Origin of the sequence: Erwinia mallotivora, assembly GCF_000590885.1 — a bacterium.
In the GTDB taxonomy this organism is placed as follows: Bacteria; Pseudomonadota; Gammaproteobacteria; order Enterobacterales; family Enterobacteriaceae; genus Erwinia; species Erwinia mallotivora.
Map to the genome: position 1 here is coordinate 304,246 of NZ_JFHN01000045.1, position 14,303 is coordinate 318,548.

Annotated in this window: 9 protein-coding genes, 1 pseudogene and 2 CRISPR repeat arrays (1 of these 12 running past the window's edge); of the genes and pseudogenes, 6 read left to right on the forward strand and 4 right to left on the reverse strand. The window is 51.4% G+C overall.

From position 1 onward, the window contains the following. Positions 1–245: direct repeats of the CRISPR family, unit length 28 nt; unit sequence TTTCTAAGCTGCCTGTACGGCAGTGAAC; it begins 23 nt to the left of the window's first position. Between the two features lie 72 nt (positions 246–317). The 3 genes from BG55_RS10220 to umuD all read right to left on the reverse strand — a co-directional run bounded on the left by BG55_RS10220 (position 318) and on the right by umuD (position 3,584). After that, the gene (locus BG55_RS10220; protein ID WP_071995003.1) at positions 318–1,691 is read right to left on the reverse strand and encodes a glycoside hydrolase family 28 protein; all 1,374 of its coding nucleotides are present in this window, start codon (positions 1,689–1,691) and stop codon (positions 318–320) included. 212 nt (positions 1,692–1,903) lie between these two features. Further along, on the reverse strand, positions 1,904–3,166 hold the full coding sequence (gene umuC / locus BG55_RS10225) for a translesion error-prone DNA polymerase V subunit UmuC (protein ID WP_034937141.1): 1,263 nt from the start codon (positions 3,164–3,166) through the stop codon (positions 1,904–1,906). Then, positions 3,150–3,584 (reverse strand): translesion error-prone DNA polymerase V autoproteolytic subunit, encoded by a 435-nt coding sequence (gene umuD, locus BG55_RS10230; RefSeq protein WP_034937143.1) that lies wholly within the window; start codon positions 3,582–3,584, stop codon positions 3,150–3,152. Before umuD ends, umuC begins: the two co-directional genes overlap by 17 nt. Positions 3,585–3,882: 298 nt before the next feature. Here umuD and acnB point away from each other — a divergent pair, with 298 nt between their 5' ends. Next, positions 3,883–6,480 (forward strand): bifunctional aconitate hydratase 2/2-methylisocitrate dehydratase, encoded by a 2,598-nt coding sequence (acnB, locus tag BG55_RS10235; protein ID WP_152542724.1) that lies wholly within the window; start codon positions 3,883–3,885, stop codon positions 6,478–6,480. A 339-nt stretch (positions 6,481–6,819) separates the two neighbouring features. Continuing rightward, positions 6,820–7,568: direct repeats of the CRISPR family, unit length 28 nt; unit sequence GTTCACTGCCGTACAGGCAGCTTAGAAA. A 61-nt stretch (positions 7,569–7,629) separates the two neighbouring features. On the opposite strand, the gene BG55_RS10240 is transcribed toward acnB, so the two are convergent. Next, complete coding sequence (locus BG55_RS10240) at positions 7,630–7,851, reverse strand: hypothetical protein (RefSeq protein WP_034937148.1); 222 nt, start codon at positions 7,849–7,851, stop codon at positions 7,630–7,632. A 175-nt stretch (positions 7,852–8,026) separates the two neighbouring features. On the opposite strand from BG55_RS10240, the pseudogene BG55_RS22545 reads away from it, so the two are divergent. From BG55_RS22545 to cas3f, 5 genes and pseudogenes are all read left to right on the forward strand, one after another. Beyond that, positions 8,027–8,164 (forward strand): annotated as a pseudogene (locus BG55_RS22545) (Fic family protein); the annotation flags it as partial. A gap of 199 nt (positions 8,165–8,363) precedes the next feature. After that, positions 8,364–9,290 carry a DUF8812 domain-containing protein gene (locus BG55_RS10245; protein WP_034937151.1) on the forward strand — a complete coding sequence of 309 codons (927 nt, stop codon included), beginning with the start codon at positions 8,364–8,366 and terminating at the stop codon, positions 9,288–9,290. Next, complete coding sequence (locus BG55_RS10250) at positions 9,283–9,744, forward strand: lysozyme inhibitor LprI family protein (protein ID WP_052018782.1); 462 nt, start codon at positions 9,283–9,285, stop codon at positions 9,742–9,744. Before BG55_RS10245 ends, BG55_RS10250 begins: the two co-directional genes overlap by 8 nt. Before the next feature lie 329 nt (positions 9,745–10,073). Beyond that, positions 10,074–11,054 (forward strand): type I-F CRISPR-associated endonuclease Cas1f, encoded by a 981-nt coding sequence (gene cas1f / locus BG55_RS10255; protein WP_420889617.1) that lies wholly within the window; start codon positions 10,074–10,076, stop codon positions 11,052–11,054. After that, on the forward strand, positions 11,051–14,299 hold the full coding sequence (cas3f, locus tag BG55_RS10260) for a type I-F CRISPR-associated helicase Cas3f (RefSeq protein ID WP_034937156.1): 3,249 nt from the start codon (positions 11,051–11,053) through the stop codon (positions 14,297–14,299). Before cas1f ends, cas3f begins: the two co-directional genes overlap by 4 nt. Positions 14,300–14,303 lie beyond the last annotated feature (4 nt).

Here is a 14,303-nt window from a genome sequence, read left to right on the forward strand (position 1 = left end):
TGAACCTCAGCAGAGATGCCGTGGCCACGACGAACGTTTTCTAAGCTGCCTGTACGGCAGTGAACGGTTCATTAGCAGCTGGCTATGCTGGCTCTCATTTCTAAGCTGCCTGTACGGCAGTGAACAAAGCCCTCGCGATACATGGCGTCCTGCATGTTTTCTAAGCTGCCTGTGCGGCAGTGAACTGTTGAACAATCATCAGGTACTGACGACCGTATTTCTAAGCTGCCTTTACGGCAGTGAACCAGAAGAGCCAGCCTGTGGGCAGCACCTTTATCACCACCCTTTACCGCAGCCTGTCAGTGTGATTTTCTGCCTCAATGCTGCTTTGCATTATCACCCGTGGCATCTGACGCCGTCAGGTCCTGACTCAGGGCTAACGCTGCCTGCGGGCCTTGCGCGACAATCGGTCCCTGTTCAACCCTGATCCGCACATGTTGTCCACTGCCGCTAACGTAGCGCGCCTGCACCCCCTGTTTTGCTGCAATATCGATATTTTTAAGCACCACATCCTGCACCTGCGATTCCGGCAGGCCGCTGAAAATCATCGCGTGGCTGGCACCGGTGGCGCTGAGATTCGAAATGTGGATACCACGAATTTTGGGCGTGGATGCGGTCACTGCTGCGTGCTCAATGGCACTGGTAAGCGTGTGGCCCGCCGCCCCGGACTGCCCGCTGTAGCTGCTGGTGACCAGAACAGGCGTTGCCACATCGGTCATGGTCAGATTATCGGCCGTCAGCGGTCCAATATAATTGCCACGATCGCGTGCTGATTTTATGCGGATCCCGTTTTCGGTGTTAAGAAAGGTGACATTGCTGATGGTGACCCGACCAATACCATTGGCGGTTTCGCTGCCAGCGGAGATACCGTGTCCGTCACGCATAACCGAATCCCTGATGGTGATGTCCTGCGCTGGCGCAGCCGTGCCGGGGATCAGCCCGGATTTGATGGCGATATTATCGTCGCCGGTATGAATATCCATATTTGACATCGTGATGTCGCGCGACGACACCACATCCACGCCGTCCGTATTGGGCGAGGTGACGGGATTGCTGATTTTTACCTGATGGATATCAATATGTTCACTGTTGCGGATGACAATGTTCCACATCGGTGAGTTGGTCAGATGTACCTGTTCAATCCGGCCGCCGCTCACCGCGTTAAACTCAATAAACCACGGACGGGGTACGCCGTTTGCCAGAGGAACGCCGGGAAAGCGATCGCGGAAGACGTGTGGATTACCGCTACGCACTTCCGCCCGAATCCGCAGAGCTTCAGGCCACCAGCTTTTTTCGCCATCGCCGTCGAGGGTGCCCCCGCCGTTAATCACCACGTTGCGGACGTTACTGGCAAAGATAAAGGCCTCATTACGCTGTGCCGGACGGCCAATAAACGCTGCTATGAACTTCCCTTCCTGATTGCTGGCCTTCAGCGTGGCGTCTTTGCTTATTTGCAGGGTGATATTGTTTTGTAACTGTAACGGTCCGCTCAGCCAGACGCCGGAAGAGAGGTAAACCGTGCCGCCACCGCGTTCGGCGCACTGTTGGATAGCCTGCTGAATAGCGCTGGTATTCAGCGTTTTGCCATCGGCCTTACCCGCAAATGTTTCCGGTAAACAGTGCGCAGCCTGCGCTACGCAAACGAACAGCATTCCACAACAGAATAACGTCAGCCGCGATTTGTTCATCATTCCTCTCTTTGCCTTCTCCTCTGAACAGACGTTGACTCCAGCACATCCACACGGGCAGCACTATTGTGCAAAAGCACGGATTTAGCACAGGGTGTTCAAAAATGTGCGCCAGATGGACAAAATGGTCGGGCGTCGTTTTTTACTCGCAGCGGTTTAAAATCTGTGGCAGATAGCGGTTCAGCAGCATTCCCCGGCGATCTCTCCGGCACTCGCTATTTAACCACCGGCAATTCGGCATAGCGCGTGGTGTAACCGGGTGACAGCATGTCGCGTTTCATTGCCCAGCTGTGCTCAGCGCCCTGTCCGGCAAACCATATCGTACCCCGGCCTTTACGATTGATTTTATCAATGGTCTGCATCAACTCATGACTGTTGCGCCGGGGTTGATGCGCCTCAAACAGATTGAGTTGCGCTACGCCCTCGCTGAAAAAATCACTCAGCATCACGCCTGCTTTCATATAGCGAAAACCCTCTTTCCAGATCCTGTCCAGTGAACTGATGGCGACACGTAGTATGTCACGCGTATCTTGAGAAGGGATTGCCAGCCGACCGCTGGCCTGCGGGGCGTAAAACAGTTCATTGTCGGCATGGGGGCTGGTACGCATAAATACGCTGATGACACAGCAAAACCGCTCCTCAGCCCGTAATTTTTCGGCGGCGCGCGCGGCGTAAGTGCAGACCGCCTGATGCATATCGTCATACCGGGTAATGCGATGCCCAAAAGAACGACTACAGATAATTTGTTGTTTGGCCGGGATCAGCTCATCAAATGCCAGACAGGATTCACCACGCAGCTCACGCGCCGTACGTTCAAGCACAACACTGAATTTTTTACGAATCAACGAGGGGCTGGTGCCCGCCAGTTGCAGGGCGGTTTCGATACCCAAAGTATGCAGCTGTTTACTGAGACGGCGACCCACCCCCCAGACTTCCTCTACCGGTACTCTGGCCAGCAGTTTTTGCTGGTGTAGAGGGTCGGACAGATCGACAACCCCGCTGAATCCGGGCCACTTTTTTGCCGCATAATTAGCCAGTTTCGCCAGTGTCCTGGTGGGGGCCATCCCCACGCCGACCGTCAGTCCGGTGTTTTTCAGCACCTGGTTACGTAACTGATGTCCGAAGGCGGTCAGGGAAAGGCAATGGGAAAGGCCGGTGATATCAAGAAAGGCTTCATCGATAGAGTAAACCTCAACGGCGGGGGCCGCTTCGGTCAGGGTCAGCATCACACGATGACTGATATCGGCATACAGGGCGTAGTTCGAGCTGAAAACCGTCACCTGATGCTGGCGGAGCGCCTCTTTTATTTTGAAATAAGGGGCCGCCATCTTAATGCCCAGCGCTTTTGCTTCCGCCGAGCGCGAAATAATACAGCCATCGTTATTCGAGACGACCACTATCGGTTTGCCGCGCAGGTCCGGACGAAAAATAGTCTCGCAGGAGGCATAGAAATTATTAACATCAACAAGTGCGTACATGTTTATTAGATTTCAATGTGAAGGTGACTACGCCAAATATTTCCAGCTCTTCTTCATCCTGAAAAGTCAGCGGAGAATAGTTGCTGTTGTGAGGAATAAGTTGCACGGATGGCCTGGTACGAAGCTCTTTGACGGTAAATTCTCCCGCTATCGCCGCCACCACAATATCGCCGTGTTCTGCTGACAAAGAGCGATCCACCACCAGCAGATCGCCGTCGCTGATACCTGCGCCAAGCATCGAATCACCGCTGACTCTGACAAAGTAAGTCGCACTCGGGTGCTTTACCACCAGGTTGTTCAGATCGAGAGCGTCCTCGACATAATCCTGCGCCGGACTGGGAAAACCACAGGGAACCCGTTCAAGATAAAGTGGTAAGTGCAGAGTCTGATGGATCAGCGGACGGCTTATTACTGGCATGATTGACACTCCTTTAACTGTATTTATATACAGTATTACGCGCAACGTACTGGAGCAAGCCCCTTCGCCAGCCAAAATCTGAACGCGTTGATGTGGCGCGAAATTTAGTTTTCTCAGGAGTATCGCCGTGGCGACGACAAATAATGTTGCTTTTTTGTAAACAGATTAACACCAGCAGGAAATCCTGCTATGCTGGCCCACGCGGAACCGGGCGCTTTACCCTACAGAATGAGCAAATCACTTCGCGGTGAACCTGAGGGCGCCCGGTAGCCATTACAATGTGAGCGAGGAGAACGTCGTGCTAGAAGAATACCGTAAGCACGTTGCCGAGCGTGCAGCCGAAGGGATCGTTCCTAAACCGTTAGATGCTTCCCAAATGGCCGCGCTGGTTGAACTGCTGAAGAACCCGCCAGCGGGTGAAGAAGAATTCCTGTCCGATTTGCTGATTAACCGCGTCCCACCGGGTGTTGATGAAGCTGCCTACGTCAAAGCGGGCTTTCTGGCGGCGATCGCCAAAGGCGAAGCCAGCTCCCCTCTGGTCACTCCGGAAAAAGCCGTAGAGCTGCTGGGCACCATGCAGGGCGGTTACAATATCCATCCGCTGATTGACGCGCTGGACGATGAAAAACTGGCTCCGATTGCGGCCAAAGCGCTGTGCCACACGCTGCTGATGTTTGACAGCTTCTACGATGTGGAAGAAAAAGCCAAAGCTGGCAACCCGCATGCTCAGCAGGTTCTGCAATCCTGGGCTGACGCCGACTGGTATCTTTCCCGCCCGAAACTGGCCGAAAAAATTACCGTTACCGTTTTCAAAGTCACCGGCGAAACCAATACCGATGACCTCTCTCCCGCTCCTGATGCCTGGTCCCGCCCTGATATCCCATTGCATGCGCTGGCGATGCTGAAAATCGCCCGTGAAGGTATTGAGCCTGACGACGCTGGCAATATTGGCCCAATTAAGCAGATCGAAGCCTTGCAGGAAAAGGGATTCCCTCTGGCCTATGTCGGTGATGTGGTCGGTACTGGCTCCTCACGTAAATCTGCCACCAACTCGGTGCTGTGGTTTATGGGTGAAGACATCCCGTTCGTGCCGAACAAGAAAGGCGGCGGCGTGGTGCTGGGTGGAAAAATCGCGCCAATCTTCTTTAACACCATGGAAGATGCCGGGGCGCTGCCGATTGAAGTCGATGTCGATAAGCTGAATATGGGCGATGTGATTGACATTTTCCCGTACAAAGGTGAAGTGCTGAATCATGAAACCGGTGAAGTGCTGGCTAACTTTGAGCTGAAAACCGAAGTGCTGCTGGATGAAGTTCGTGCCGGTGGTCGTATTCCGTTGATCATCGGACGCGGCCTGACCAGCAAAGCGCGTGAATCCCTTGGCCTGCCGCACAGTGACGTATTCCGCCAGGCGAAAGATGTTGCTGCAAGCAGCCGTGGCTACTCTCTGGCACAGAAAATGGTCGGCCGCGCCTGTGGGACTGACGGTATCCGCCCTGGCGCTTACTGTGAGCCGAAAATGACGTCTGTGGGATCTCAGGACACCACCGGCCCAATGACCCGTGATGAGCTGAAAGACCTCGCCTGCCTTGGCTTCTCCGCTGACCTGGTGATGCAGTCCTTCTGTCATACCGCAGCCTATCCCAAGCCGGTTGACGTCTCGACCCACCATACCCTGCCAGACTTTATTATGAACCGTGGCGGTGTCTCGCTGCGTCCGGGCGACGGCATTATCCACAGCTGGCTGAACCGTATGCTGCTGCCGGATACCGTGGGCACCGGCGGGGATTCCCATACCCGCTTCCCGATTGGCATCTCTTTTCCGGCAGGATCCGGGCTGGTGGCCTTTGCGGCGGCAACCGGCGTGATGCCGCTGGATATGCCGGAGTCGGTGCTGGTGCGCTTCAAAGGTAAAATGCAGCCGGGGATCACCCTGCGCGATCTGGTTCACGCCATTCCGCTGTATGCCATCAAACAGGGTCTGCTGACCGTTGAGAAGAAAGGTAAGAAAAATATCTTCTCTGGCCGCATCCTGGAAATTGAAGGTCTGCCGGATCTGAAAGTCGAGCAGGCATTTGAGCTTTCTGATGCGTCGGCTGAGCGCTCTGCGGCGGGTTGTACCATCAAGCTGGGCAAAGATCCGATTATTGAATATCTCAACTCCAACATTGTGCTGCTGAAGTGGATGATCTCTGAAGGTTACGGCGATCGCCGTACGCTGGAGCGCCGTATTCAGGGCATGGAGAAATGGCTGGCCGAGCCTGAACTGCTGGAAGGCGATGCGGATGCGGAGTATGCCGCGGTGATCGATATCGATTTGGCGGAAATCAAAGAGCCGATTCTGTGCGCGCCGAACGATCCGGACGACGCCCGCGTATTGTCTGATGTGCAGGGCGAGAAGATCGATGAGGTCTTTATCGGTTCCTGTATGACTAACATCGGCCACTTCCGTGCGGCAGGTAAGTTGCTGGACAGCCATAAGGGCCAGTTGCCTACCCGTTTATGGGTGGCACCACCGACCAAGATGGACGCGGCGCAGCTGACGGAAGAGGGCTACTACAGCGTCTTTGGTAAGAGCGGTGCGCGTATTGAGATCCCGGGTTGTTCACTCTGTATGGGCAACCAGGCGCGGGTGAAGGATGGAGCGACGGTGGTTTCGACTTCTACCCGTAACTTCCCGAATCGTCTGGGTAACGGTGCTAACGTGTACCTGGCCTCTGCTGAACTGGCTGCGGTCGCCTCTTTACTGGGCAAGTTGCCCACGCCGGACGAATACCAGCAGTTTATGGATCAGGTTGATAAGACGGCGGTGGATACCTATCGTTATCTGAACTTCGACCAGCTGGCGCAGTATACCGAGAAAGCTGACGGCGTTATTTTCCAGACGGCGGTGTAAGAAGCCTGCGGGCAGCTTGCGCGCTCAGGCGATGCAGAAGCAGTCTGACGCAATCTGTGTTTTGAAAATCCGGGAATTATTTTTCCCGGATTTTTTTTGTCTGTTTCCGGGGCGGAAGCTGATTTTATAAACGCTTCAGAGCTGCGTCGGTCATTGTCTGTTCAGCGATTACCGCATGTTGAAAAGAGAAAAATCGGGTGATGGAAACAACCCTTTTTTTTACTGCAAATTTAACTGACTGATAAGAAATGGGATTTTTAAGGAGATGGAAAAGAGGGTATTTAAGCGATGGCGGTCAAATTTCTTTTTAAATCGGTGAGTTAAGCTTTATGCGCTACGGTTCACTGCCGTGCAGGCAGCTTAGAAATTCAGGAGCCGGAACAATTCAGGACGATCAAGGTTCACTGCCGTGCAGGCAGCTTAGAAAGCATCCAGCGTTTTGAATATACGCTTCCCCCCTGTTCACTGCCGTGCAGGCAGCTTAGAAAAACACTGGTCGCGGAAAAATCTAGGGTTCCGGGTTCACTGCCGTGCAGGCAGCTTAGAAAAGCAGCCGTGGCTGTTCAGTAGGAGCAAGGAAGTTCACTGCCGTGCAGGCAGCTTAGAAATGAACTCAGCTTCAAAACCTGCCAGCGGCGTGGTTCACTGCCGTGCAGGCAGCTTAGAAATATAACTGGATCGTCAGCAAACTTAACAAAATGTTCACTGCCGTGCAGGCAGCTTAGAAATACGTTATCCGGGCGCTCAAAACTGCGATTACGTTCACTGCCGTGCAGGCAGCTTAGAAAGCGTAGAGCATGTGCATGGCGTAGCTGTGCCGGTTCACTGCCGTACAGGCAGCTTAGAAAGACAAAACAGCAGATAGTGTGCAGCCGGAGTTGTTCACTGCCGTACAGGCAGCTTAGAAATGAGAGACGACGCCTTCGGGCGGTAAACCCGTGTTCACTGCCGTACAGGCAGCTTAGAAATTCATCGAGCCTGAACTCGCCTAGCGCAACATGTTCACTGCCGTACAGGTAGCTTAGAAAATCATGATGCGGCTCAGAGACGCGCACGCCGTGTTCACTGCCGTACAGGTAGCTTAGAAACTTTTCTGTAGTCGGGACGGCGCTTTTTAAACATTCACTACCATACAGGCAGAGCAGAAACTCAGGTGAAACCAGACTGTAAATTCAATTTAATCAATAATATATTTTTCTCATAAACAGCGCCTTCGGGAATGCCCCACAAAAATTGCTTTGTTTTAGTAAGGGCTATCACTAAAAATCGGTGCTCAGGGGAAAGAGGGGTGTTATCTGTAGAATCAGGCTCAAACATAGTGGCGCTAAAAACTGGCATAAAGCCAACGATAAAACACCCATACTGCATCATGCATACAAAACCCGATATCCCTCATTTTCAGCATCTTTCAAACTTATATTTGATATCCTGAAACAAGGATTTTGAGATAATAAAAAATCACCTTCTTTCTGATTTATTGATTATGTTAGTATTTTTATTGTATTTTTGAGATAACCTCATGCAAGAGTTGAGATAACTAAACATCATGGCTCAATTTAATCACTTTGAACTCTCGCTTCTGAATCCCAGTTTTGACTCCCTTCTGGTCGATGCGCTGACCGAACTGGAGTTACTCCGGCATCTGCGCCTGGAAACGGATGTTCAGCCTGTTCTTTTTTCGCGGTGACAGGCCATTAGCTGGGGTTCTGTAAGGTGAATTTGCAGCAGGATATACTGCGGTTTGTCCGTCCCAATAATAACCATGTAATCTGGTGGCTACATCATATACAGTTTGCTAAAGGGTCTGAGTAAAATAACCCTGTTTCTGTTTTGTCATTACCAAAGATAAAGGGAATTAAAATTTCGCTAAAAGGAAGAAATAAATGTCATATCATAATCCACGGATATACCGTCTGAAAGGAACTGTTGGCAATTGTGGAGCCAATAATCCTGAGGACGTAACAAAAATACAGAAAATGATAATCAATGCCGGATACCGGCTTGCTACCGGAAGAACTGTCAGAGCAAATGGCGTATGTGGCCCGGAAACAAACCAGGCGATAATATGGTATCAACGCCTGTTAACGTTATCCCCCGACGGGCTTGTTAATCCCACAGACAGTTTCTTTATGAAAGCGATTGAAAATGCGTACTCTCCGGGACAGCGGCCACAGCATATATCGGGTTCTCTTTGGGTCGGTGAGGGACAGGTGACGTTTGATTCAGAAGGCGTTGATTATATTACTGCGGTGGAGCCATTCAGACAGCATGCTTACCCAAATTTTTCCCGTATATTACACTGGCCTCCTAAATTCTCATCCGGTGTAACTCTTGGAAGAGGATACGATATGGGAAGACGCAGTCGTGGCGAGATATACTCAACACTCAGCCAGGCGGGTATTGAGGAATATAAAGCTGTTATATGTTCAAAAGCATCACATCTGAAAGGTCGCCTGGCCGGGCAGTTTGTCAAGGTTTATGGCCCGCTTATCGGAGAGATTACACATGGTCAGCAAATAAGACTTTTTAAAATTGTTTACAGAGAAAAGCTTAATTATGCGAAAGATGTATATTCAAGAAATTCACGTCATGTTCCTGACGCACTGACCTGGTATAACGTGGATAAAATAATACGGGATGTTTTTGTTGATACAATTTACCAGGGGAACAAGACTGCACCAGAGATGGTGAAAATAATGGCGCACGGTGGGACCCGCACGGAGATAATGGAATATCTGAAAAACGATTCAATTTTAAGTGGCGACAGGCGAAGAAATAATATAAGGATCAGGAGTCTGAAAAATGGTTAGATATTTTTTAAATTGTATTTTTGGTGCGGCATTATCAACGTTCGCCATCAATGTTTATGCTGAATTAAATTCAGGTAGCATTGTTGAAAATAAAGAGGTTGCTGCATGTATAGCAAAAGGTGGTGACAATGACAGTGAATGCCTGAGTTCAGTAAGTAAAATGACAGAAGCAAAATTAAATACAGCCTATCAGGATAAATTAAAAGAAATTTCAAATTACGATTACAGCCAGTGGTGGATGGGAGAAAAAAGACAGAGAGAAGAGATGAAGGACGCTTTTATCCGCAGTCAGGAATTGTGGTTAAAGTATCGTCAGGACTACTGTAAAGCAGCCAGCGCCGGGGCTGAAGGCATCGACGGCTATAGCGCAATAGCGTTAAGCTGCCAGATTAACATGGCAATAAGACGTAGAGACGAAATCAGAATGGTCCATCCCGATCTTTCAGAGGGGTAAAACCCAGTTAATTTTTACTGCATTAATCATTATCGATAAATAGTAAACCCTTATTTAAAAAACGTACCTGGTGTACGTTTTTGTAGCGTCAGGATCCAGCCCCGGTTTACGTACCGCTGAGGCGAGCTGATATCATACCCCTTACTGTTTCATCACTATATGGTAAAGCAGAATGATATCAGCTACGCAGAAAAGTTTTTTCGACAGTTTTTCCTTATTCATAGTCAGATCGTCTTTGATTACTGAAATGGAAGGCAGCTCGCAGATAAAAGAATATGAATATTTATACTATGATTCCTCAATAAGGAAAAACAGTACAGGGAAAAGTTATTTTGGAATCAATTAAACCCTCCGATCTGGAAACCATATTACACTCCAAACGGAGTAATATTTATTATTTGCAATGTTGCCGGGTGCTGGTTAATGGCGGGCGCGTTGAATATGTCACAGAAGAGGGCAAACAGTCGCTTTACTGGAATATTCCCATCGCTAACACCACGGTAATTATGCTGGGGACGGGAACCTCGGTCACTCAGGCAGCAATGCGTGAATTTGCCAGAGCAGGAGTACTGGTGGGGTTTTGCGGGGGTGGCGGCACGCCTTTATATGCAGCAAATGAAGCAGAAACCACCGTTTCCTGGCTGACATCACAAAGTGAATATCGCCCTACAGAATATCTGCAACAGTGGGTGAGTTTTTGGTTTGACGATAGCAGCCGTCTTGAGGCAGCGAAATGTTTTCAGCGAACACGTATCAGTCAGATTCGCCAGCACTGGTCTGCCGATATCATCAGAAGAGAAGGCAAGTTCTCCTGTGAACCGCAGAAATTAACCATACTGTTGGATCGATTCGAAGAGAGTTTATCGCAAAGCCAGAACTCGCAGGATTTGCTGGCGCAGGAAGCAGTAATGACCAAAGCGCTTTATAAACTGGCCGCGCAGACGGTTAATTATGGTGATTTCACGCGAGCAAAACGCGGTGGCGGGGTGGACGCTGCCAATCGTTTTCTCGATCACGGCAACTATCTGGCTTACGGGCTGGCAGCCGTGGCATGTTGGGTAACTGGCTTACCCCACGGGCTGGCGGTATTACATGGTAAAACGCGACGTGGCGGACTGGTTTTTGATGTGGCGGATCTGATTAAAGACGCCCTGATTTTACCGCAGGCTTTTATTGCTGCCATGTCCGGAGAAGATGAGCAGGAATTTCGGCAACGCTGCATTCGTGGTCTGCAAAAGGCGGAGGCGCTTGAGGTGATGATTGAAACAGTGCAAAACAGTGCAGCAATGCTCAGTAAGGCGGCCAAATGAATATTCTGCTGGTTTCACAATGTCACAAGCGGGCACTGACAGAAACAAGGCGTATTCTCGATCAGTTTGCGGAACGTAAGGGGGACAGAACCTGGCAGACAGCTATCACCCTTGAAGGCCTGAATACCTTACGAAAGCTGTTAAAGAAAACGGCACGGCGTAACACGGCGGTAGCCTGCCACTGGATCAAATCCAGCAATCAAACGGAGCTGGTATGGATTGTCGGCAATCTGCGTCGGTTTAATCCTCAGGGAGCGGTTCCCACTGACACCACAGAACGTGATATTCTGAAAAATCACAGTGAAAATCAGTGGCACTGTGGTGAAAGTATCAGCCTGCTGGCGGCGCTGGCGGGCCTGTTTCATGATTTTGGCAAGGCTAACCAGCTGTTCCAGGACACACTTAAGGGAGAAGGAAAACGTTTTCAGCCCTGGCGGCATGAATGGATATCGCTGCGCCTGTTCTGTGCATGGGTGGCTAACAGAACGGACCCGCAATGGTTAACCGCGCTCAGCCAGGTGACGGAGGAGGATGAGCAACAAATATGGCAAAACCTCTGCCAGGATCCTTATCCTCCTTATCAGAATCCCTTCATTAATCTACCGCCAGTCGCCACCACCGTAGCGTGGTTGATTCTCTCTCATCACCGCCTGCCCGCCTGCTCTGCGGATACAGACTATCCGCCAGATATCACACGGATGTCTGACTGGCTGACCGGACAGCTGACGGCAGAGTGGAACTCGACGAACCACCTGCAAAACTGGACAAAAGAGGGGTTGGCCGCCGTCTGGCGTTTTCCGCATGGCACGCCTTTGCGCAGCGCGGTCTGGCGTGAAAAGGCGAAAAAATTTGCTGGTCGTGCGCTGAAGTTACCTTCACTAAGCCGCTTTGGGGGGCTGGATCACCGGTTCAGCAGCCATATGGCGCGTCTGGTTCTGATGCTGGCCGACCACCACTACTCCGCATTGCCCGCCACGACAGGCTGGCAGGCACCTGACAGTAAAATCTGGGCCAACACCTGTCAGCAGACAAAGGCGTTAAAGCAACGGCTGGACGAGCATAATATTGGAGTGAGCCAGAATGCTCTGCTGCTGGGCCGCTGCCTGCCGCAGTTGCGCACGACTTTACCGGCCATTACCCGACACAAAGGATTTAAACAACGCAGCAAAGAAGAGCGCTTTCGCTGGCAGGACAAAGCTTTCGAACTGGCAACATCGTTAGGTGAAAGGACAAAGGTACAGGGTTTTTTCGGCATCAATATGGCTTCCACTGGCTGTGGTAAAACTTTTGCTAATGCGCGCATCATGTATGCGCTGGCGGATGAAAAACAGGGATGCCGTTTTTCCGTTGCGCTTGGCCTGCGTACCCTGACATTACAAACGGGTGAGGCGCTCAGAGAAAAACTGCATCTACAGGATGACGATCTGGCGGTGCTGATTGGTTCACAGCCGGTACGACAGCTGCATGATTTCTGGAGTAAAAAAGTCGCCATATCCTCTGATGACAGCCATGACGCTGAAGAGGCGATCTTCGCAGAACATCAGTACGTCCGTTACGATGGCACGCTTGATGATGGACGCTTAAGCCAGTGGTTGCGCCGCTCCCCTGAACTGCATCAATTGATCAGTGCGCCGGTGTTGGTGAGTACTATCGATCATCTTATTGGGGCGACGGAAGGGACTCGTGGCGGTAAGCAGATTGCGCCGATGCTGCGCTTGTTAACTGCCGATCTGGTACTGGATGAACCTGACGATTTTGATAAAAACGACCTGCCAGCGCTATGTCGCCTGGTGAACTGGGCAGGTCTGCTTGGCTGCCGTGTGCTGCTCTCTTCCGCTACTCTGCCGCCTGATCTGGTGCAGGCGCTGTTCAGCGCTTACCGTGCGGGGCGAGCGGATTATCAGTATGCCTGCGGTGAGCCAGACCTGCCGGTGAGTATCTGCTGTGCCTGGTTTGATGAATATGATTGCGCGCATCATGATATTACGGCGATCAAAAACTTTGTTCAGCATCATGATGATTTTGTCAAAAAGCGGGTGAGTAAATTACAGGACGCTGAGGTTCTGCGGCGGGGTGAACTGCTGGCGGTCAATCCGCCCACGCCCCGTGAAAAAGACGTGCTGGACAGTATGGCCGCAAAACTGCTGAAAGCGATGCACAGTCTGCATACCCGTCATCATCAACGCCACAAATCAGGAAAAACGCTGTCGGTCGGGCTGATCCGCATGGCAAATATCGACCCACTGGTGGCGGTCGCCAGGCGGTTACTGCAAACGGCGGCCCCGGAAGATTTTCGCCTGCACTATTGTGTTTATCACAGCCAGCACCCGCTGGCGATGCGCTCGCAGATTGAACGACGTCTGGATGCCACGCTGACCCGCTACGATGAACAGGCTATCTGGCAGACTTCGGAGGTCAGTCATATCTTTGACACTCCCGAAAAACATCACCTGTTTGTGGTGCTGGCCTCACCGGTAGCGGAAGTGGGGCGCGATCATGATTATGACTGGGCGATTGCTGAACCCAGCTCGGTTCGCTCACTGATCCAGCTTGCCGGGCGTATTCAGCGCCATCGCCGGAAAGAGTGCCAGTCTGCCAATCTCCTGATCCTGCAAAAAAATCGCAAAGCGCTTAAAAATGTTGAACTGGCTTACTGTCGGCCAGGATTTGAATCTGTCCGATTTCCACTGCGCAGCCACGATCTCAACGCGATCCTTCAGCCATATCAGTATGAGGTGATGAACGCCATTCCCCGTATGCAGCGGCGTGATGATGAGCAGCCTGAAACCAATCTTGCCGCACTTGAGCACACTGCCTTACAGGCCATGCTGATAAAACCTGAGCGGCCGGGGTATTACTACGCCGCACAGTGGTGGCGGGAACAGGCAACCTGGAGTGGTGAGCAGCAACGGATTACGCCGTTCCGGCGCTCGACACCTGAAGAGTTGTACTGCCTGTGGATGGAAGATGAAAGCGATTCGCCGTTATTTAAGTTTCCCGATGTTGTTCCCGGCCAGTGGAAAGTCAGCGCGGATTTTCAGCCCTGTGAACTCCGTTTTGCCAGCGGCGTCAGTCCGTGGATAGCCGTTGATTATCTGCCAGTATATCAGCAGCTGGCGGATGAGTTACATATGGAGCTGCGGCAGGTTAGCCAGCGGTTTGGCGAAATCAACCTGGCTGAAAAGCGAGGTGATGAGCGGTGGCTTTATCATCCGTTGCTTGGCGTGTTTGGCGCACTCGACTGAGTGC

Excerpts from the sequence above, each read along its gene's own strand:
- BG55_RS10250 (WP_052018782.1), top strand. The coding sequence starts at position 9,283 with ATGGTTAGATATTTTTTAAATTGTATTTTTGGTGCGGCATTATCAACG.
- cas3f (WP_034937156.1), top strand. The coding sequence starts at position 11,051 with ATGAATATTCTGCTGGTTTCACAATGTCACAAGCGGGCACTGACAGAA.
- BG55_RS10245 (WP_034937151.1), top strand. The coding sequence starts at position 8,364 with ATGTCATATCATAATCCACGGATATACCGTCTGAAAGGAACTGTTGGC.
- BG55_RS10240 (WP_034937148.1), bottom strand. The coding sequence starts at position 7,851 with ATGATGCAGTATGGGTGTTTTATCGTTGGCTTTATGCCAGTTTTTAGC.
- umuC (WP_034937141.1), bottom strand. The coding sequence starts at position 3,166 with ATGTACGCACTTGTTGATGTTAATAATTTCTATGCCTCCTGCGAGACT.
- BG55_RS10220 (WP_071995003.1), bottom strand. The coding sequence starts at position 1,691 with ATGATGAACAAATCGCGGCTGACGTTATTCTGTTGTGGAATGCTGTTC.
- umuD (WP_034937143.1), bottom strand. The coding sequence starts at position 3,584 with ATGCCAGTAATAAGCCGTCCGCTGATCCATCAGACTCTGCACTTACCA.